Annotated in this window: 18 protein-coding genes and 1 tRNA gene; 15 read left to right on the plus strand and 4 right to left on the minus strand. The window is 37.5% G+C overall.

The window, feature by feature from the left end; genetic code table 11:
* Positions 1-34 precede the first annotated feature (34 nt).
* Together A3GM_RS0100825 and A3GM_RS0100830 are read right to left on the minus strand one after the other, a co-directional pair.
* Positions 35-331 carry a helix-turn-helix domain-containing protein gene (locus A3GM_RS0100825; protein WP_018361488.1) on the minus strand — a complete coding sequence of 99 codons (297 nt, stop codon included), beginning with the start codon at positions 329-331 and terminating at the stop codon, positions 35-37.
* 15 nt (positions 332-346) lie between these two features.
* Positions 347-634, minus strand: a complete 288-nt coding sequence (locus A3GM_RS0100830) for a helix-turn-helix domain-containing protein (RefSeq protein ID WP_009229098.1) — start codon at positions 632-634, stop codon at positions 347-349.
* A 430-nt stretch (positions 635-1,064) separates the two neighbouring features.
* Between A3GM_RS0100830 and A3GM_RS0100835 the strand changes: the two genes are divergently transcribed.
* The 5 genes from A3GM_RS0100835 to A3GM_RS0100855 all read left to right on the plus strand — a co-directional run bounded on the left by A3GM_RS0100835 (position 1,065) and on the right by A3GM_RS0100855 (position 5,892).
* Positions 1,065-2,348: a virulence-associated E family protein gene (locus tag A3GM_RS0100835; RefSeq protein WP_018361489.1), complete on the plus strand. Its 1,284-nt coding sequence runs from the start codon at positions 1,065-1,067 to the stop codon at positions 2,346-2,348.
* A gap of 218 nt (positions 2,349-2,566) precedes the next feature.
* Positions 2,567-3,547, plus strand: a complete 981-nt coding sequence (locus A3GM_RS0100840) for a toprim domain-containing protein (RefSeq protein ID WP_026216078.1) — start codon at positions 2,567-2,569, stop codon at positions 3,545-3,547.
* 4 nt (positions 3,548-3,551) lie between these two features.
* Positions 3,552-4,049 carry a DUF3408 domain-containing protein gene (locus A3GM_RS0100845; RefSeq protein ID WP_018361491.1) on the plus strand — a complete coding sequence of 166 codons (498 nt, stop codon included), beginning with the start codon at positions 3,552-3,554 and terminating at the stop codon, positions 4,047-4,049.
* Between the two features lie 363 nt (positions 4,050-4,412).
* The gene (locus A3GM_RS0100850; protein ID WP_009227789.1) at positions 4,413-4,844 is read left to right on the plus strand and encodes a plasmid mobilization protein; all 432 of its coding nucleotides are present in this window, start codon (positions 4,413-4,415) and stop codon (positions 4,842-4,844) included.
* Positions 4,828-5,892 (plus strand): relaxase/mobilization nuclease domain-containing protein, encoded by a 1,065-nt coding sequence (locus A3GM_RS0100855; RefSeq protein ID WP_018361492.1) that lies wholly within the window; start codon positions 4,828-4,830, stop codon positions 5,890-5,892. The genes A3GM_RS0100850 and A3GM_RS0100855 overlap by 17 nt, the downstream gene beginning before the upstream one ends.
* A 405-nt stretch (positions 5,893-6,297) precedes the next feature.
* Here the strand turns inward: A3GM_RS0100855 and prmA are convergent, their stop codons facing one another.
* Positions 6,298-7,170: a 50S ribosomal protein L11 methyltransferase gene (prmA, locus tag A3GM_RS0100860; RefSeq protein WP_018361493.1), complete on the minus strand. Its 873-nt coding sequence runs from the start codon at positions 7,168-7,170 to the stop codon at positions 6,298-6,300.
* Positions 7,171-7,326: 156 nt separating this feature from the next.
* Between prmA and A3GM_RS0100865 the strand changes: the two genes are divergently transcribed.
* From A3GM_RS0100865 to A3GM_RS0100910, 10 genes are all read left to right on the plus strand, one after another.
* On the plus strand, positions 7,327-8,286 hold the full coding sequence (locus A3GM_RS0100865) for a hypothetical protein (protein WP_018361494.1): 960 nt from the start codon (positions 7,327-7,329) through the stop codon (positions 8,284-8,286).
* A gap of 116 nt (positions 8,287-8,402) precedes the next feature.
* A complete protein-coding gene (locus tag A3GM_RS0100870; protein WP_018361495.1) occupies positions 8,403-10,037 on the plus strand; it encodes an OmpP1/FadL family transporter in 1,635 nt (544 codons plus the stop codon).
* Between the two features lie 166 nt (positions 10,038-10,203).
* Positions 10,204-11,025, plus strand: coding sequence for a 3-methyl-2-oxobutanoate hydroxymethyltransferase (gene panB, locus A3GM_RS0100875; protein ID WP_018361496.1), 822 nt, complete (start codon positions 10,204-10,206; stop codon positions 11,023-11,025).
* Positions 11,026-11,107: 82 nt separating this feature from the next.
* Positions 11,108-12,547 (plus strand): hypothetical protein, encoded by a 1,440-nt coding sequence (locus A3GM_RS0100880; protein WP_018361497.1) that lies wholly within the window; start codon positions 11,108-11,110, stop codon positions 12,545-12,547.
* Positions 12,548-12,551: 4 nt separating this feature from the next.
* On the plus strand, positions 12,552-13,034 hold the full coding sequence (gene cdd, locus A3GM_RS0100885) for a cytidine deaminase (RefSeq protein ID WP_018361498.1): 483 nt from the start codon (positions 12,552-12,554) through the stop codon (positions 13,032-13,034).
* An 83-nt stretch (positions 13,035-13,117) separates the two neighbouring features.
* A tRNA-Ser gene (locus A3GM_RS0100890) sits at positions 13,118-13,204 on the plus strand.
* A 155-nt stretch (positions 13,205-13,359) separates the two neighbouring features.
* A complete protein-coding gene (locus A3GM_RS0100895; RefSeq protein WP_018361499.1) occupies positions 13,360-14,871 on the plus strand; it encodes a DUF4301 family protein in 1,512 nt (503 codons plus the stop codon).
* Positions 14,872-15,016: 145 nt separating this feature from the next.
* The gene (locus A3GM_RS0100900; protein ID WP_018361500.1) at positions 15,017-16,285 is read left to right on the plus strand and encodes an MFS transporter; all 1,269 of its coding nucleotides are present in this window, start codon (positions 15,017-15,019) and stop codon (positions 16,283-16,285) included.
* A 2-nt stretch (positions 16,286-16,287) separates the two neighbouring features.
* A complete protein-coding gene (locus A3GM_RS0100905; protein WP_018361501.1) occupies positions 16,288-16,845 on the plus strand; it encodes a bifunctional nuclease domain-containing protein in 558 nt (185 codons plus the stop codon).
* Between the two features lie 10 nt (positions 16,846-16,855).
* Positions 16,856-17,584 carry a 16S rRNA (uracil(1498)-N(3))-methyltransferase gene (locus A3GM_RS0100910; protein ID WP_018361502.1) on the plus strand — a complete coding sequence of 243 codons (729 nt, stop codon included), beginning with the start codon at positions 16,856-16,858 and terminating at the stop codon, positions 17,582-17,584.
* A gap of 25 nt (positions 17,585-17,609) precedes the next feature.
* Here A3GM_RS0100910 and A3GM_RS0100915 read toward each other — a convergent pair whose 3' ends face one another.
* On the minus strand, positions 17,610-18,230 hold the full coding sequence (locus A3GM_RS0100915) for a hypothetical protein (RefSeq protein ID WP_238299193.1): 621 nt from the start codon (positions 18,228-18,230) through the stop codon (positions 17,610-17,612).
* Between the last annotated feature and the right edge of the window lie 293 nt (positions 18,231-18,523).

The following is an 18,523-nucleotide window of genomic DNA, read 5'->3' on the forward strand; positions in this document are numbered from 1 at the left end:
ATTAATTCAACCAACGAGTTGTTAAAGACGGTTTTTATTCGTATTTCTTAAAATTCTTCTCCAGTAGCCTTTCCAAGTCCAAAACCTTATAGAGTATCTTCCCTGCAAACTGCGTGTAGGGAATAATCTTTCTGTCTCGATAGTCTTGCAAGGTGCGAGGGCTTATATACAGCCGCTCGCACACCTCCTTGCCCGTTAGGAAATGCTCACCGCCAAATAGAGGCTTGTGCGTTTGTGCCACTTCCTTAATTCTCCTGTTCACACTGTGGATAGCGGACAGCACTACCTGCATATCGTCCGTGTCCATGTTCAAATCTCTAATTGTTTCCATCTTTTCATTGTTTGTCTATTTGTTGCTCTTGGTTTTCTCTGATTTTGTCTGTAACAACCGCTCCACATCTTCACGCTTATAATAGCACTTGTGTCCGATTTGTGCAAACGGCAGCATGCCCGTATCTCGGTAATGCTGTAAGGTGCGCTTGCTGATGCCCAGTAGCCTACACACATCACCATTGTGCAGCCAATCTGTGTGCTTACTCGATTCTCCAAATACCTTATGGCAGGTCTGGGCAAGAGCGAGGATTTCGTCCCTAAGCATCGCCCATTGTTTGTCGGTAATGATAAAATATCCCATAGTGTTATATTGTTTTGTTTATATTTTCCTTTTGCGATTTGCTTTTCATCGCATGTTTCTGCGTGCAAAAGTATGCGCTTATTTCCAATCTGCAAAGCAGTGGGGAACAGCAGGGAAGAATAGGGAAACCGAAGGAAATGCGGTTATCTTTCTTACTATTCTGTAGTTCCCTATCTTCCTTTTTCTAGGTTTGTTTTAGTCAAAGCAATACAGTGCAGATTGGAGTAAATAAGTACATACTTTTCTTGTAGTATTTCTATACTTGCTCCCTTATATTAGCCTGAAATCCTTATTTTCCAGCTTCTTTCTGTCAGAAATCCGTGAGAAATTCATTGCCAATGAGTGCAACATTATGCAAGCATGCTCAGATTGCTTGGAACATTGATATTCTCACCGTAACTTCACTCTTGGAAACCAAAACGGGTAAACAATGAAAAATGAAGCAGATAAAAGCAGAATGAAAACAACAGGCAATTCTACCGAACGCAGGGGAAACACCTCCAAGAACAGCGAAATAGAAACCTATCTCCGTGCGCACTATGTGTTCAGGTATAATACCGTGCTGGACAGAACGGAATACCGTAGCAATAAAGATGTAGACTGTCGTTTTACAAAGGTTGGTCGCTATGAAATCAATTCTCTCCGTAGGGAGCTTGATTTAGATATGGGCATCATTACCTCCTCCGACAATCTCTATTCCATCATCGAAAGCAGCTTTTCTCCACGCATCAATCCCATACAGGAATACTTCAAGGCTTTGCCAGAGGTTGATGCTTCAGAAGTGCTGCACAAGATAGAGGTAAACCAAAGCACAATAGCCAACCTTGCATCGTGCGTTATCGTCCGCAACTCTGAAAAGTGGCTGCCATACCTTACCAAATGGCTGGTTGCAGTGGTTACCAACGCTATGGACGACCGTGAATGCCGCAACCATACCTGTCTTGTACTAACAGGGGAACAAGGAAAGTTCAAGACTACCTTTCTTGATTTGCTTTGTCCGCCCGCGCTTAAAGGTTACAGCTACACAGGAAAAATATATCCGCAGGAGAAGGACACACTTACTTATATCGGTCAGAACCTTATCGTAAACATTGACGACCAACTGAAAGCCCTCAACAAGCGTGATGAGAATGAACTCAAGAACCTTATTACCTGTCCTATGGTTAAATACCGTATGCCTTACGACAAGTATGTGGAGGAACACTCTCACTTGGCGAGTTTTGTAGCATCGGTAAACGGCAATGACTTTTTGACCGACCCGACAGGAAGCAGGCGTTTCCTGCCCTTTGAGGTACTTGCCATTGACATAGAACGAGCAAAGGAAATTTCTATGGATGCCGTCTATACCGAAGCGAAGGCCCTTTTAAAATCAGGCTTCCGCTATTGGTTCAATGATGACGAGATAGCGGAGCTATACAGGGAGAGTGAGGACTTCCAAGTGCAGACCGCTGAAATGGAACTACTATTACGCTGTTTTGAAAAGCCAACAGAGGACAATCCTCATTGTGCTTACATGACCACTACCGAAATACTCGCTTATTTAGGTGTTTATACGCATCAACCTTTGACATTCAAACGTATGGGCGAAGCACTCAAAAGAGCTGGCTTTGAAAAGGTAAGCAAGAGGCGTGAGGGTTGTAGTCCTGTCTATGTGTATAAGATTAGGAAAATCCACCCCTGCCCACTGGTAAATAGCTGTGGTAGTTTGATGTAGTAGCGTGTGTAGTATTGTTGTTTACTACAACTTATACCTGAATGTCAATCACTTACAATCAAAATATATGTAGTAAGAAAAAAGTGAAAAAAGTTTTTAGGGGAAAAACTTTATGAAACGAAAAAACATAAATGAAGTTTGCGCTATCAGCATAATCAAAATATAATCCGATATTAAAATCAGAATGAATAAATGTTCAACTAATAATTATAATGACAATGAAAGAAGAAGATTTATCACGCATTAAGCGATACCCCATAGTGGAGTATCTTGAAAGGAAAGGTATCAAACCAGTGCGCAGGACACCTGCCTATGCTCTCTACCGTTCACCATTTCGTGAAGACACGCATCCAAGTTTCAAGGTAGACACAGAGAAGAACCTCTGGATAGATTATGCCGAAGGCAAAGGCGGAAGTATTATCGACCTTTGTATGCGGTTAAAGGGCTGCACACTGTCGGAAGCCATCCGCATTTTGGGGCAGAATGCTCCCGATATAACGCACGTTCCTCGTAGAGAAAGTGTTCAAGGCTCTTCCAAGCAAGAAAGTATCAGACAAGCAGTGTCTACAAGTGGAGTAAGGAGACTGATAGAAGTATCAGACACCTTACCTCCACACTTATTAAAGTATCTTGAGGAAGACCGCTGCATCAATTTAGAAAAGGCTATGCCCTTTCTGCGTTGTATCAGCTATGAGGTAAGAGGGCAGCACTATCAAGCCATCGGCTTTGCCAATCAATCGGGAGGTTATGAGCTTCGAGATAATGGAACGTTCAAGGGAACAATAGCACCAAAGGACATTACTCCGATATTTTCGGACAGAGCAGAGCCAGTTTGCATATTCGAGGGATTTATTGACTTTCTATCCTTCCTTTCAATGAAAGAAGAAGTTATCAACCATTGTCTTGTGATGAACTCCGTGAGTAATGTGGCAAGGAGCATTTGCTATCTCAATGACAGGCAAGTATCCTCCATTCGTACCTTCCTTGACAATGACGAAGCTGGACGGAGAGCTACGGAGGATTTTATGGAGGCTGGTTTCAAGGTAGATGATATGTCCGTGCATTACAGGAACTTCAAAGACCTCAACGAATATCACATCCACAGGATGCGTGAACAGCAGAAAAGCCTATCATTGACGATGTCACAAACACAAACCAATCCCATAAAGGTAAAACAAGTTAAACATAAAATGAGATAAAGACATGGAAAAGAAGAAAACAACAGAAGAAGAGTATGACCTTTCATATTATTTGGGTGGTAACGAAGAAGATACCTATTCAAAGCCTAGCAAACAAAAAGACAAGTTTATCCCTGAACGGGAAGTGGTCAGGAAGCAGGAAAAAAGAACACCCATGAACCAGTCGGGTATTCCATCGGAGAACTCGGAACATGAGCAGCATGTTGTATCATCACAGGATGCAGTGCCATCACAGCACACAGAGAACACAGCCGTTCAAAGACGCATCAGCGCCAAGATGAGAAAGGAAACGCTTGAAGCCTACAAGCAAGCCTATCTTGTTCCAACTAAATTGATAGGCCGAAAGGCGGTCTATCTGAGCAGGGAGACACAGGAACGGGCGGACTTCATCGTGCGCAGATTGGGCGACAGGGGCAGCAACCTTTCAAGTTTTGTGGAGAACATCGTGCGCCTTCATCTGGAGGAATATGGTGAGGATATAGAGAAATGGAGAAGATTGTAAACCGACAGAAAGGGACGAGGGGGATAAGAGGAGGAACATCTCTTTCATTTTCACTTCTCCATCAACCCTTTTTCGGGAGTATGAAAACGGACATTTGTCAAGCATACTGAACGGTGGGAATGCCACGAACGCAGTCAGACACGGAATGTCGTGCATTCACTTTTTGGCAACAAAACGCCTTATGCGTAAACGGTCTGTTAGGGTAGCATTGCAAGACGTCAGTTTGTACCCACAAACTGCTCTTGCTCCCCTTGCTAAACTATCGGGGAGGTTAGACCGTAATCACTCCGGTCTCATCGGTCATCATTCAGAAATTAAGCAGCAACGAATCATCCATACTGATTAACTTTCAGAGAAACTTATATGAAGAAATACAGAAGAAAAGCTACCCAATGGCAGCAGAAGGACAATGAAGAAAAACAGATGAACAAGAAGGAATTCATCAAGGTTAGGTGTACTTTGGAGGAGAAGCAGCGCATCAAGGCAAAGGCAGAAAGCACAGGGCGGAAGTTCTCCGAGTACTGCCGTGAGATTCTTTTGAATGGTGAAGTGGTAGCCGTTCCCAAGATGACCGACAATGAAAAGGAAGCCATTGCCGTACTCCACCGAACGGGAATGTACTACGCACAGGTTTCCAACCTCATCAGGATAAAGGACGAGTCATGGGTGCCGATAACCAAGAACCTTTCCATATGTGCCAAAGAAGCATTTAAGCGTTTCTTCGACCCTCACTTTCGCATTGGTGACGATATATATAAGGTCTTAAATCTGCCGAGGTATGATAGGAAAGTGTAAGGCGATAGCGCACGGAAGTACGGCTTTAGACTATATTTTCAGAGAGGGCAAGTTAGGTAATCGGCTTGCCTTTCATAACCTTTGTAGCAGAGAATCAAAGGCTATTTACGAGGAAATGAAGTTGGTCAGCGATTACAATACCAGATGCAGAAACAAATTCCTGCGCATCGAAATCGGCATTGCACCACAGGACGAGAAGAAACTATCAGTTTCTGAACTTGTCCAAATAGCCCATCTGTTTGCCAAGAAAATGGGACTTAACAATCACCAATGGGTAGCAGTTACCCATAAGGATACAGACAATAGACACATTCATATCATCGCCAATCGCATCAGTCTGTACGGAGAGGTCTATGACACCACCTTCGTGAGCAACAGGGCAGCAAGGGTGGCGGAGGAAATCAGCAGGGAGAAAGGTTTGACCATCGCAAAGGAAGTCAAAGCCAAAAGGAAACATCAGAAAGCGAAAGCCAATGCCACGAGAGAGGAAACAAAGAAAGAACTACAAAGGGTATGCTACGTCCTGCTTGAAAAGTACAAAGGTATAGGTTTCACAGGACACTCCATGTTCCTCTACGAGCTGAACAAGCAAGGAGTAACCATAGAGCGCATGAAGAACAAACAGGGCAAGGTCTATGGCTTGAAGTTCTCATACGGAGAATATGCGTTCAAGGCATCGGAAGTCGGTAGGGAGTTTGGCTACCGTTCTTTGCAAAAGAACTTTGAGGCAAGTCGGAAAGCCGAAACGAATGTATCAGACCAAGTAATACGCAAATCGTCAGAAAATACAGATACCATGGAAACAGGCTATCAGCTCGTACCCCCAAGCCGTTCATATAGCCCACGACCAACAGAGGAAGTTCCACAAATTGCAAAGGCGGTAAGCGAAGTGTCAGATGCAGTCATCAGTGCAGCCGATGAAATAGTGGAAGAGTTAGGAGAAATGATTTCACCATCTTCACATAGCGAAGATTATGCAGAAGCAGCATGGCAGCGCAAGCTCAGATACCAAGCCAACAGAAAGAAGAAGCGAGGGAGAGGATTGTAGCCAACCCAAACCACACAGCAACAACCCAAAGTGCAGAAACGTAAATATTTCGTCATAAACGCTTGTTATTCGGTAACAAAGTATTATCTTTGCAAACAGAATAACAAGCGTTCTTTGTTAGGCAGAAAACAGCGACACCAAGTAGTTCGCTCGTTTCCAAATCGTTACCTATTCAGTTTAACAAACAAGGTAACTTGTTTATTTCCAATTAGTTGTATTTTAGAAATCATCTTGGTTGGTAAAAGCTATGCTTCTTCTATACAAAAATAAAGCTTTTATATAATGGTAAAAATGGTATGAGAAAACGACCGATAGTTATAATGAATACAAACTATCGGTCGTTACTATTTTAAAGATATGTAAAGCAACTCTGCAAGATTTGCAGTGAAGAGCCTATTACTTTGTTTATCTAGTGAAAGTAATACAAGCCCAGTTGTTGTCTTCTATCGTTTTTGCTTTTGTAAAGCCATATTCTTCAGCCTTTGCAATGAGCAATGGCACATCTTCGAGATAGAACCCACTGAGTATAAGTGTTGCAGTGTCGTGCATTACTGCATTGAATTGGGGGATATCTTCAAGCAAAATGTTGCGGTTGATGTTGGCTATAACAACATCAAAGAAGCCACAAACATGAGAAAGAGAATTAGAATCGCCATGCAAAATCTCAATATTTTCGGTGCCGTTTAATTCTGCATTATGCTTACTATTTTCAACACTCCATTCGTCAATGTCATATCCTACAATCTCTTCTGCGCCTAGTTTCGATGCTGTGATACTTAAAATGCCAGTTCCGCAACCACAATCTAAGACACGTTTGTTATGTAGGTCGATGTTAAGAAGCTCCGAAATAACTAGTCTAGTCGTTTCGTGTGTTCCTGTTCCGAATGCTTGTTTAGCCTCAATCCCAATCTTTATAACATCATTACCAACTATCTCAATAGCCGAGTCACTACTGTTTCTTGCATCGTATATAATGATTTTGTTATTGATATTAATGGGTTTGAAGCCATTTTTTTCCCATTCTTCGTTCCAGTTTTGTTCTTCAAGTTCTGTTGTGGTAAAAGTTATTGAGGCTTCTTGAATAGGGAAATGAAGTAATTCGTTTTCTAGTGCACTCTTGCTATATAGCATAGTGGGAATATATCCATTGATAATTCCATCTTCTTCATCGAACGATTCGTAACCAAGTTCGCCTGCTGCATCAATCAATAGTTCTTGAACTGCTAGTTTTAGTGGTTCACTACATGTTATAGTGAATGATGTTTTGTTATATTTCATGATTCAAAATTCAAACTAATTGCAAATTTACAAAAAATAGGGAAAAACCTATATGTGATTAGGGAAATTCCTTATTAAATTGTAAAATATAGTAGTATTTTTGCAACGTGATAAAGTATTTGAACGAAAAAGAATAAAATATAACGAGGAACAGGTATGAAAAAGAATGTATTTTTAGCAACTGTTATCATGTCGTTGCCACTTTTTGTAAACGCACAATCTGACGATGTGTATTTCACACCAAAGAAAAGTTCGGTGGAGAAAGTTGCAAATCGTTCAGCAAATAAAGACGAAAGTCGCACTACTTATTATAGTGGTAGTAATAGAGACGTTGATGAATACAATAGAAGAGGAAACTCTTGGACACATTATCAACAAATGGGTGTAGATGGAAAAGGACGTAAGGTGATGTCTTTGCGTAAAGGATATGGCACTTATCCCGATTCTATGTATCTTGATACTGTATTTGTTGAGCGTAATAGAAGAGCATACGATAACGATGAAGATTATCGTATGACACGTCGTATACGTCGCTTCAATGGCTATTATGATCCATGGTATGATGATTTTGCTTATGCTTACGGACCTTATTGGGGTAGCAGTTGGGCTTGGTATGATCCATGGTATAGCCCTTGGTATGGTGGATATTATGGATATATGGGCTTAGCAGGCTGGCATTATCCTTGGTATTATGGAGGAATAGGCCGTTATTATGATTGGGCTTGGTATAGTCCTTATCGCTATTATGGCTGGAATGGTTATTATGGATGGGGACGTCCAGGATACATTGCACAACGAGGACATACAGGAACATTACAATATTATGATCGTTCTAACTATGGAGGACGTTCGGGAAGACGCTCATCAACCTACACTCCTTCATCTTCTTATAACAGAGAAAGAAATTACACTCCAAGTAATATAACATTTGGTAATGGACGTAATTCTTCACCTTCTCGCTCATATAGCGAAAGCTCATTCGGAGGAAGTGGTTTCGGTGGAACACGCAGTGGTGGCTCTTTTAGCTCAGGCGGAGGCTTCGGAGGTGGAAGAAGCGGTGGATCTGTTGGCGGAGGAGGCACAAGTGGAGGCTTCGGAAACGGCGGAAGACGTTAGAGTTAAATATAAAGTAGGAGAGTAGACAATTTGTTATGTCCTTGCTTTATATAGTAAGGTGACCATAACAACTGCTCTTTTAAAAAGAAATATAAGGATAATATAAATAATAGGATATGAAAAAGAAATGTTTTTTCTTAGCTGCAATGAGTGTTTTGACACTTCCTATGCTTGCACAAGAGACTTATGAAAATACTAAGCTTATCGATAATGACTTAAACGGAACTGCTCGTTACGTCGGAATGGGTGGTGCAATGGATGCTTTAGGTGCAGACTTAACCACTATGGGAACCAACCCTGCTGGTATGGGATTGTATCGAAGTTCTGCAATTGCAGTATCTGGTGGTCTCTTATCTCAATCTGGTGCAAAGGCTATTAATGGCGCAAGTACAAGTCATTTCAGCTTAGACCAAATTGGAGGTGTGTATAGTATGCGTGGTTCTAACAATTCTATAATGAATATCGGTATTAATTATAGAAAGACAAAGAACTTTAATCATATTCTATCTGCAGCAAACTCGCTTAGTGGTTCTTCTCAAAATAAGTTGTCATATGCTAAAGCTATTGGCGGAAAAGATGCAAATGGTCTTTCAACTTGGAACTTAAAAGAAGAAAACTCAAGATTTAGAGGAACAGCTCCTTTTACAAGTCAGCTCGATAACCTATATTATAATACTTTAGTTGTTGATCCTCGAACAAGAGATGTTGGTTATAATGAAGCCGATGCTTTTGATATGAACCGAGTAAACAAAGGTTATATTGGAGAATTCGACTTTAACTTAAGCGGAAACTTAAACGACCGAGTGTATTTGGGTGTTACCTTTGGTTTGAAAGATGTTCATTATGATGGCGAAAGTGTATACAGAGAGACATTGAATAGTGTTTCTAGCTCTGCAGTTGGAGATGTTTATGTAAATGATTTCCGTAAGATCACAGGTACAGGATTTGATATTAAGGCTGGAGTTATATTCCGTCCATTTGAAAACTCACCTTTCAGAGTGGGTCTTTCAGTAGCAAGTCCAACTTGGTATGACTTGACAGCTTCTAATGAAACAAGATTAGTAAACAATACTAGTGTAGCAGGTTTAGCTAAAGATGCAAATTCTTCTGCTGCTTATAGCTATAAAGTGTACACTCCTTGGAAGTTTGGTTTGAGCTTAGGACATACTATTGGCAAGAACGTTGCATTGGGAGCGGTTTACGAATATTCTGATTATAGCGGCTTAGACTCACGTACCAATGATGATGGAGCATACTATGACATCTATACTGACTCTTATTACACTTCTAGTCACTCTGATGAAACAATGAATGAACACACAAAACAAACTTTGAAAGGTGTGTCTACATTAAAGCTTGGTGCTGAGGTGAAGGTGTCTCCAGAGGTTTCTCTTCGTGCAGGTTATAACTATGTTTCAAGCTTATACAATAAGAATGGCTTTAAAAATGGTGGACTTGACTCTTATGGATCAAACTATAGCTCTGCAACAGATTATGTAAACTGGGGAGCAACTAATAGACTTACACTAGGAGTTGGATATGCAGTGAAGAAATTTACAGTAGATTTGGCTTATCAATATAGTGGTACAAAGGGTGATTTCTATCCTTTTATGGGATTTGATGTAGATAGATACTACAAGGATTCTGCCACTAACAAAATTGTTTCTGAACATATCTCAGGAGGAACAACTTTAACAAAGGTTACTGATAACAGACACCAAGTGTTGTTAACTCTAGGATATCGTTTCTAAAACATTATTATTTGAGAATAGATAAAGGGGAATAGTCATCATTTGATTATTCCCTTTCTTTTTAATGTTATATTTCATTACACCTTATTTATATAATAGGTGTTGGTGCTTTATTCATTTATTATTTGTAATTTTGCACCTCAATAAAAACAATCAATAACAAGTTATGTCTAAATATTTATTTACAGATACAAAGAAGATAACTACTCAGAAGTTTATAGAGTTGAAAAAGCAGGGTGAAAAAATTACAATGCTCACAGCTTACGATTATACAACTGCTTCAATTATTGATCAAGCAGGAATAGAAGGAATTTTAGTTGGAGACTCTGCATCGAATGTTATGGCAGGAAACTCAACAACATTGCCTATAACTGTAGACGAAATGATTTATCATGCACGTTGCGTTGTGAATGGCGTCAAACGTGCTCTTGTTGTTTGTGACATGCCTTTTGGTTCTTATCAAATAGGTAAAGAAGATGCATTGAGAAATGCAATTCGAATTATGAAAGAGACAGGAGCAGATGCTTTAAAGCTCGAAGGTGGAGAAGAAATATTACCAACTATAAAAGGATTGATCGCTGCTGGTATTCCTGTAATGGGACATTTAGGCTTAACCCCACAAAGTGTGCATCAGTTGGGGGGCTATGGTTTGCGAGCAAAACAAGAAGAAGAAGCTAATAAGTTGCTTCAAGATGCTAAGTTATTGGCTGATGCTGGCTGCTTTGCAATAGTACTTGAGAAGATACCTGCGCTACTTGCAGAGTGTGTTTCTAAGTCTATTAATTGTCCAACTATAGGTATTGGAGCAGGAAATGCTACCGATGGACAAATTTTAGTATCTGCAGATATGCTTGGATTAACACAAGGTTTCCGTCCAAAGTTCTTACGCCAATATGCTAATCTTGCAGAGATCATGACAGATGCAATTGGTGGTTATATCTTAGATACAAAGGAAGGAACATTCCCTAGTGCTGCTGAATCTTACTAATATATAATAAGGTGGAACAAGATATTTGAGTAAGCTAGAACTAAAGCAATAAATTTTAAATTTCATCGTTATTATATTAATTATGAGAAATCCTTTTCAATATCTTGTATTAATATTTATGTTGTTGGGAGTTATTGCTTGTAGTGATAGCGATAGTTTCCCTAGTTCGCCTAATTCTCGGTTGGTATTTTCAAGTGATACCCTTCGTTTAGATACTGTTTTCTCTACCATTCAGAGCTCAACCAAAACGCTATGGGTGTATAATAGAGGTAATAGCAATATTCATTGTAATACCATTCGTTTGGAAAATGGCAATCAAACAGGCTTTCAAGTCAATGTAGATGGCATCTCTATAGGTAAGAATGTAGGTTATCAAACATCTGAAATAGATGTAAGAGCAAAGGATAGTATTCGTATCTTTGTAAAGTTTCTTGGGGAAAAAGTTTCAGTTGATTCGCCAAAGCAGGTGAAAGACAACTTGATTTTTGTTTTAGATAACGGAAGAGAAGAGCGTTTACAGCTTGAAACATATGTTTGGAATGCTAATATCATTCGCCATCTTAGTGTTAAGAATGATACCACTATTTCGACAACAAAGCCTACTGTGATTTATGGAGGAATAGATATTGCAGAGGGAAGTACATTAACTATTGCGGCAGGAACAACTTTATATTTCCATGGGGACGCAGGAATTAATGTAAATGGTCGTCTTATCTGTAATGGAACTGCAGATAAAAACGTGGTGTTACGTGGTGATAGACTCGACAAGTTGTTTGATAACTTGCCTTATGATAGGGTGAGTGGACAGTGGAAAGGAATCAAGATCAATTCGTCTTCTTATGGTAATGTGATGAATTATACTGATGTTCATAGTGCTTTTGATGGAATAAAAATCGATTCTTCGAATGTTGCAACAGAAAAGCTCTTCCTTAATTCATGTAGAATACACAACAACTTAGGTTATGGTTTATATGTGAATCATAGCAAGGTGCGCATTCAAAATACAGAAATAACCAATTCTGAAGCTGATTGTTTGTATCTTAAAGATGGTGATGTAGACATCTTAGCTTCTACAATAGCTCAGTTTTATCCATTTAATGCACGTCGAGGTTATGCGGTTAATCTATTATATCGCAAAGCAAATCCTTTGACTTTTAAATGTGATAATTGCATTATAACAGGTTTTTCTGATGATGTTTTCAATATCTCAACAGACGAAAAGGATTCGAATCTGAATAATATCACGATTAGTAATACGCTTTTAAGAACGCCAACTATAGATAAACCGAGAGGAATGGTCCTTAATAATATAATGTATGAGGATGTCAAGGATACGATTTCTTATGGTGAAAAGAACTTCAAGTCGATTGATTTAAAAACAATGTTCTTCGATTTTCGCTTAAAAGAAAAAGCAAAAGCACGAAACAATGCCTTTGCAACAACTCTTCCAAGTAATGATAGAAGAGGAGAAAGTAGAGTAGGACACCCTGACTTAGGAGCATTCATTTATAAAGAAGATTAATATTATGGAATATAAAAAGATAGAGATTAATTATCAATTATGTCAGCTTGAGGAACTCTCAGAGGTTGAACAAATGGTGGTAAAGAAGTCGATTGAGGCTACCAATACAGCCTATGCCAAATATAGTCACTTCTATGTTGGAGCCGCTGCGTTATTGAATAATGGAACAGTAGTGATGGGTTCAAATCAAGAGAATGCCGCTTTTCCTTCTTCTTTGTGTGCCGAACGTACTGCAGTATTTGCAGCACAGGCTACTTATCCCAATGAACCTATCAAAATATTGGCTATTGCTGCAAAGACAGATAATGGTCTTTTAAAAGATCCTATAACTCCTTGTGGAGCATGTCGACAGGTTATTTTGGAAGTGGAAGATCGATATTCACAACCCATAAGAATTCTACTTTATGGTCAGAATGGTATCTATTGTTTGAACTCTGTTAAAGACTTGCTGCCATTTTCTTTTGTAGAAAGTAATATGCAAGATTGATTTTATTTTATAATTTCTATATAAAAGATTTGGCAGAATAAAAATAAAACATTACCTTTGCAGCGCATTTAAAGATAATGTAGGGAAGTTTGGGTGAGTGGCTGAAACCACCAGTTTGCTAAACTGACGTGCGGGTTACCGTACCGGGGGTTCGAATCCCCCAGCTTCCGCAAAACTTTTAAAAGGGAATAGAATATTTTTCTATTCCTTTTTTTGTTTTTCTTCTTTCTTTTGTAATAAAATCTGTACCTTTGTTTAATATGTAATGTCCGCAAAGGCATTATATCTTGACTTGAAAGTATTATAAAACCTAAAAGAATTGATTATGTTATCAAAGAAGAATCTAGACCAAATTGCAAGACAGGGACTAACAGAGCAAATTATAGAACAGCAGTTGTCTCAATTTAAAAATGGTTTTCCTTTTCTTAAACTAAAGGCTGCTGCATCTGTAGAAGAGGGAATTGTAAAGACAAATGACGAACAAAGAGAACATTATATCAATCTTTGGAATTCATATAAACAAGGAAATAAGAAGATTGTTAAGTTTGTTCCTGCGAGTGGAGCAGCAAGTAGAATGTTTAAAAATCTGTTTGAATATTTAGATGCAGACTACAAAGAACCACGAACTTCCTTTGAAAAAACATTCTGTGATAACATAAAGCTTTTTGCTTTTAGAGAGGAATTGTGTGACAAGTGTAAGCAGAATGATAAGAAAAATATCAAGGGTCTTATTGAAGAAGGTGATTATAAAACCATCGTAAGAAATCTTTTAGATGAGAAAGGATTGAACTATTCTAATCTACCTAAAGGACTTTTATTATTCTATAATTATGAAGATGGACCCCGAACAGCGATGGAAGAGCATCTTGCAGAGGGTGCTTTATATGCATCTTCTCAAGGAAAAGTATTCCTACATTTTACTGTTTCTCACAATCATCTTGATTTATTCAAAGAGAAAGTGAAAGAGAAGACTCCTTATTTTGAGAATAAGTTTGGTGTAACTTATGATATTTCTTTCTCCGAACAAAAGGCCACTACAGATACAATTGCTGTAAATCTGGATAATACTCCATTCTTAGATGAAGATGATAATCTTGTATTTAGACCTGGAGGTCATGGAGCATTGATCGAAAATCTAAATGATATTGATGGCGATGTTATCTTTATAAAGAATATAGATAATGTGGTTCCAGATAGTTATAAAGAAGATACAGTAGTGTATAAGCAAGTGCTTGCAGGTCTTCTTATTGAGCTTCAAACTAAGATTTTTAATTATCTTGAGGTGCTCGAGGATAAAACTTACACTTCAGAAACACTTCAAGAAATTCGTTTTTTCTTAGAAAAAGAACTTTGTTGTGTAAAAGATGACGTTGAAACAATGTCTGACGAAGAACTCGCTAATTATCTATTTACAAAGCTAAATCGCCCCATTCGTATTTGTGGAGTAGTGAGAAATCAAGGCGAAGCAGGTGGAGGTCCATTCCTAGTTTATAACAATGACAATACAATAAGTCTTCAAATTCTAGAATCAAGTCAAATTGATAAGGATAATGAAGCTTATCTTTCAATGTTTAAAAATGGAACTCATTTTAATCCAGTAGATTTAGTTTGTGGTACAAAAGACTTCAAAGGAAGACCTTTCAACCTTGCTAATTATGTAGATAAGAATACAGGTTTCATTTCATTAAAGAGTAAGAATGGTAAAGAACTAAAAGCTTTAGAGTTGCCAGGATTATGGAATGGAGCAATGAGCGACTGGAATACAGTCTGTGTTGAGGTTCCTCTTTCAACATTTAATCCAGTAAAAACTGTTAATGATCTATTGAAGAAGTCATAATATAAGATATCTCTTAGATCACATTTATAGAAGAATAATTCTCTTATTTATTTTGAGAATTATTCTTTTTAGTATACCTTTGTGCAACAGAAAATAGAGATTTATAATATAAACACAAGAAACCAAAATATAAAACTATAGCAGTATGATGTTAAAAGTGCGCTTAGCTCTAATGAACTTTTTGCAATTTGCAATATGGGGAGCTTATCTAATATCTATGGGAACCTATTTATCAACAATTGGATTAGGCTCAAAGATTGGTATTTTTTATTCAATGCAGGGAATTGTTTCAATCTTTATGCCTGCTATTATGGGTATCGTGGCAGATAGATGGGTGCCTGCTCAGAAACTAATGGGCTTTTGTCATCTTATATCTGCAACATTTATGCTAGCTACAGGTTATTGTGGTATGGTTTTATCTAATAGCGGTGGGATAGAGGCAGCATCGTCTTTGATGGAAGCAAAACTGCTTTTCCCCTTCTATTCTCTAAGTGTTGCTTTTTATATGCCAACCCTTGCATTAAGTAATTCTGTTGCTTATACAGCATTGTCAAATGCAAATATGGATACAGTAAAGAGCTTTCCCCCTATTAGAGTCTTTGGAACTATCGGCTTTATCTTTACAATGTGGGTAGTCGATTTATTTGGTTTTCAGGCAAATCACAATCAATTCTTTGTTTCAGCATTCTGTGGATTATTGTTATTTGTTTATTCTTTTAGCTTGCCTAAGTGTAGTATTTCAAAGTCAACTCACAGCCAAGGTCTTGTTGAAGCTCTAGGTTTTAAATCTTTTGCCTTGTTCAAAGATAAAAGAATGGCTATTTTCTTCATCTTCTCAATGTTGCTTGGTGTGAGCCTTCAAATAACCAATAGTTTTGCAAATCCATTTATTACAAGCTTTAAAAATATAGCAGAATATGCTGATTCCTTTGGAGTTAATCATGCAAATATTCTTATTTCATTATCTCAAATCAGTGAAACATGCTGTATCTTGCTTATTCCTTTCTTTATGAAACGATATGGAATTAAAACCATTATGACAATGGCAATGATTGCATGGGTATTAAGATTTGGTTTATTAGGATTAGGAAATCCTGGTGATAGAGTATGGATGTTCGTTGCTTCTATGATTGTTTATGGCTTGGCATTCGACCTATTTAATATCTCAGGTTCTTTATTTGTTGACAATTCTGTAGACCATGAGATGCGTTCAAGTGCACAAGGATTATTTATGCTCATGACAAATGGTATTGGAGCAACAGTTGGAACACTTGCAGCACAAGCTGTTGTGAATAGCCATACCGTAGATGGTGTTACTGATTGGGTGTCTTGCTGGATGATTTTTGCTGGTTATGCCGCAGTCGTTGCTATTGGTTTTATGTTGATGTTTCGTTCAAAAACAGAGAAACTATAAATATGAGTAACATTCAATTAACATTTCATGGAATCTCAACAATTCTAGAAGGACAGGACGTTGGGTTATTACTTTTGGTAGATGAACAATCTAACCAACAAATAAGTGTAATCTGTACTACTGAGAAACTGAAGGAATTTAGATTTTATCTTTCTGCAAAGAAAACTCCTAATACATTGTTAAATGTGTTGTGGAGTGTTATTCGTAGTTACGAAGAATCGAATTTTGAGGTTGTCATTAATACGTTAATTGATGGAGAGTATAAAGCATATTTATACAATTCTACAACGCTTGATTTATATTCTATATCTGCAGTTGATGGAGTTTTATTGAGTATTATTGCAAAAATTCCTATCTTTATTGATGAGCATTTGATGAAAAGACAAAGTATGCCGTTTAATAAAGATTCTAAATCAATGGCACTTCCTGTTAATACGCTATCTGAGGAAATGTTAGGAGAGGCTTTAACGAAGGCCGTAGATAATGAAAATTATGAATTAGCAGCCGCTTTGAATCAAGAAATTGAACGAAGAAAGAAACTAAAGAACAATAAAGGATAATATAATAAGAATGAAAGAAGTTCGATATTTTTATGCTCCTGCTGCTTTAACAACAAACGAATTGCCAAGTGAAGAAGCAGCTCATGCATCGAAAGTGTTGCGTTTGCAACCTGGAGATGAAGTGGTGCTGATAGATGGAAAAGGTTCTTTTCATCAAGCGAAGATTGTAAATATTACAAAGAGTAGATGCGAATATCAAATTACTCATTCTCAAGAATATCCCAAAACGTGGAATAATAATATTCATTTAGCAATTGCTCCAACAAAGAATATTGATAGGATAGAGTGGCTAACAGAAAAGATTACGGAAATAGGTTTCGATGAATTATCTTTTCTGAATTGTAGATTTTCAGAACGTCGAGTAGTTAAGAATGAACGACTTGAGCGTATTATTGTATCTGCTGCCAAACAAAGTAGAAAATCGTGGATGCCCCAATTAAACGAAATGATTTCGTTTAAAGATTTCATTTCTATGCCATATAAGGGCTTAAAGTTTATCGCTCATTGTTACGATCAGTTCCCAAAGGTCGACTTCTGTTCAACTCTTCATAAAGAAGAGATAAAAGAAGATGTTTTAATACTTGTTGGGCCTGAAGGTGATTTCTCTGTAGATGAAGTTGACTTGGCTTTGAAAAATGGATTTCAATCAATTTCTTTAGGTGAGAATAGATTGAGAACAGAAACGGCAGGACTTGTTGCTGTAACAATTGCGCAATTCGCTTTAAGGAAGAACAAATAAAAAATAAAATACCAAGAGTCATCTATTAGTGTCTCTTGGTATTTCTTTTATGAGAATGTTTCTTATGTTTCTTTTTAGAACTCGACTTCTTTGAATTTATATGGTGTCGGTTTTTATTAGAGGTTTTTATTTTACTAATCTTATTTAAGTCAAGCTCTCCTGGTATAGTACTTTCGTTTTTTGCTATTGTAATCTCACCGGTAAATGAATTAATATCTAATTCTTCTACATCAGTAAGGTGCTTATCTTGTTTCTTTCCAGCTTTTATAGTGATTGTTTTACCGTCTTTTGAAAGTCTACTACCAATAATCTTATTTCTATTTTCTAAATTAATTTCGTCTTGACTATTATTAAGAACATCATATTTATATAGTCTGTTGTTCAATATGTAATATAGAGCATGACGCTTCATGTCGGTATATCTTGCAACAATCTCACTTCCTTCAGGAAGCGTTTTTACTAATACCTTCATTCTGTTTGCTATAGGTGTTTGTGCAAATATACTTGAATTAGGAATTAATAATAAAGCAAGAGTTAAAATCCTTATTTGTTTGTTTATTGCCATCATAATATAAGTTAATTGCGACGTTGTCACAAATTCGACTTCAAAGTTAGTACTTCTTCTTCTTTCCTCAAAACTATTCAACTTTTTTTGTATAATAATGACGTTGTAAAATCATAACTTTTACTTTATAATATCATTGTAATTGATTGGTAATAGGATAGGTATTGTAATGCATAAGTTATTCTTTTATATTTGAAAAGAAAATGCTAAGTGTAATATTATACGATGTATTTGAATAATTATACATTCTTAAATTTACCTCTTGCAACCTTTGTGGATTATTCTTTCAATCGAATTTGGGTAAAAATGTAAAATAGACTTTGCATTTTGGTATAAAATGTTTTGTTTATTGCTCTTTTTATTTTATCTTTGCA

It is taken from the genome of Hoylesella nanceiensis DSM 19126 = JCM 15639, from assembly GCF_000379965.1.
Classification (GTDB): domain Bacteria; phylum Bacteroidota; class Bacteroidia; order Bacteroidales; family Bacteroidaceae; genus Prevotella; species Prevotella nanceiensis.

What these genes read in the sequence shown, in the direction of transcription:
- A3GM_RS0100825 (WP_018361488.1), bottom strand. Translation starts at nt 331, where the DNA reads ATGGAAACAATTAGAGATTTGAACATGGACACGGACGATATGCAGGTA.
- A3GM_RS0100895 (WP_018361499.1), top strand. Translation starts at nt 13,360, where the DNA reads ATGTTATCAAAGAAGAATCTAGACCAAATTGCAAGACAGGGACTAACA.
- A3GM_RS0100865 (WP_018361494.1), top strand. Translation starts at nt 7,327, where the DNA reads ATGAAAAAGAATGTATTTTTAGCAACTGTTATCATGTCGTTGCCACTT.
- A3GM_RS0100870 (WP_018361495.1), top strand. Translation starts at nt 8,403, where the DNA reads ATGAAAAAGAAATGTTTTTTCTTAGCTGCAATGAGTGTTTTGACACTT.
- A3GM_RS0100900 (WP_018361500.1), top strand. Translation starts at nt 15,017, where the DNA reads ATGATGTTAAAAGTGCGCTTAGCTCTAATGAACTTTTTGCAATTTGCA.
- panB (WP_018361496.1), top strand. Translation starts at nt 10,204, where the DNA reads ATGTCTAAATATTTATTTACAGATACAAAGAAGATAACTACTCAGAAG.
- A3GM_RS0100830 (WP_009229098.1), bottom strand. Translation starts at nt 634, where the DNA reads ATGGGATATTTTATCATTACCGACAAACAATGGGCGATGCTTAGGGAC.
- A3GM_RS0100855 (WP_018361492.1), top strand. Translation starts at nt 4,828, where the DNA reads ATGATAGGAAAGTGTAAGGCGATAGCGCACGGAAGTACGGCTTTAGAC.
- A3GM_RS0100835 (WP_018361489.1), top strand. Translation starts at nt 1,065, where the DNA reads ATGAAAAATGAAGCAGATAAAAGCAGAATGAAAACAACAGGCAATTCT.
- A3GM_RS0100880 (WP_018361497.1), top strand. Translation starts at nt 11,108, where the DNA reads ATGAGAAATCCTTTTCAATATCTTGTATTAATATTTATGTTGTTGGGA.
- A3GM_RS0100840 (WP_026216078.1), top strand. Translation starts at nt 2,567, where the DNA reads ATGAAAGAAGAAGATTTATCACGCATTAAGCGATACCCCATAGTGGAG.
- A3GM_RS0100845 (WP_018361491.1), top strand. Translation starts at nt 3,552, where the DNA reads ATGGAAAAGAAGAAAACAACAGAAGAAGAGTATGACCTTTCATATTAT.
- cdd (WP_018361498.1), top strand. Translation starts at nt 12,552, where the DNA reads ATGGAATATAAAAAGATAGAGATTAATTATCAATTATGTCAGCTTGAG.
- A3GM_RS0100850 (WP_009227789.1), top strand. Translation starts at nt 4,413, where the DNA reads ATGAAGAAATACAGAAGAAAAGCTACCCAATGGCAGCAGAAGGACAAT.
- prmA (WP_018361493.1), bottom strand. Translation starts at nt 7,170, where the DNA reads ATGAAATATAACAAAACATCATTCACTATAACATGTAGTGAACCACTA.
- A3GM_RS0100905 (WP_018361501.1), top strand. Translation starts at nt 16,288, where the DNA reads ATGAGTAACATTCAATTAACATTTCATGGAATCTCAACAATTCTAGAA.
- A3GM_RS0100910 (WP_018361502.1), top strand. Translation starts at nt 16,856, where the DNA reads ATGAAAGAAGTTCGATATTTTTATGCTCCTGCTGCTTTAACAACAAAC.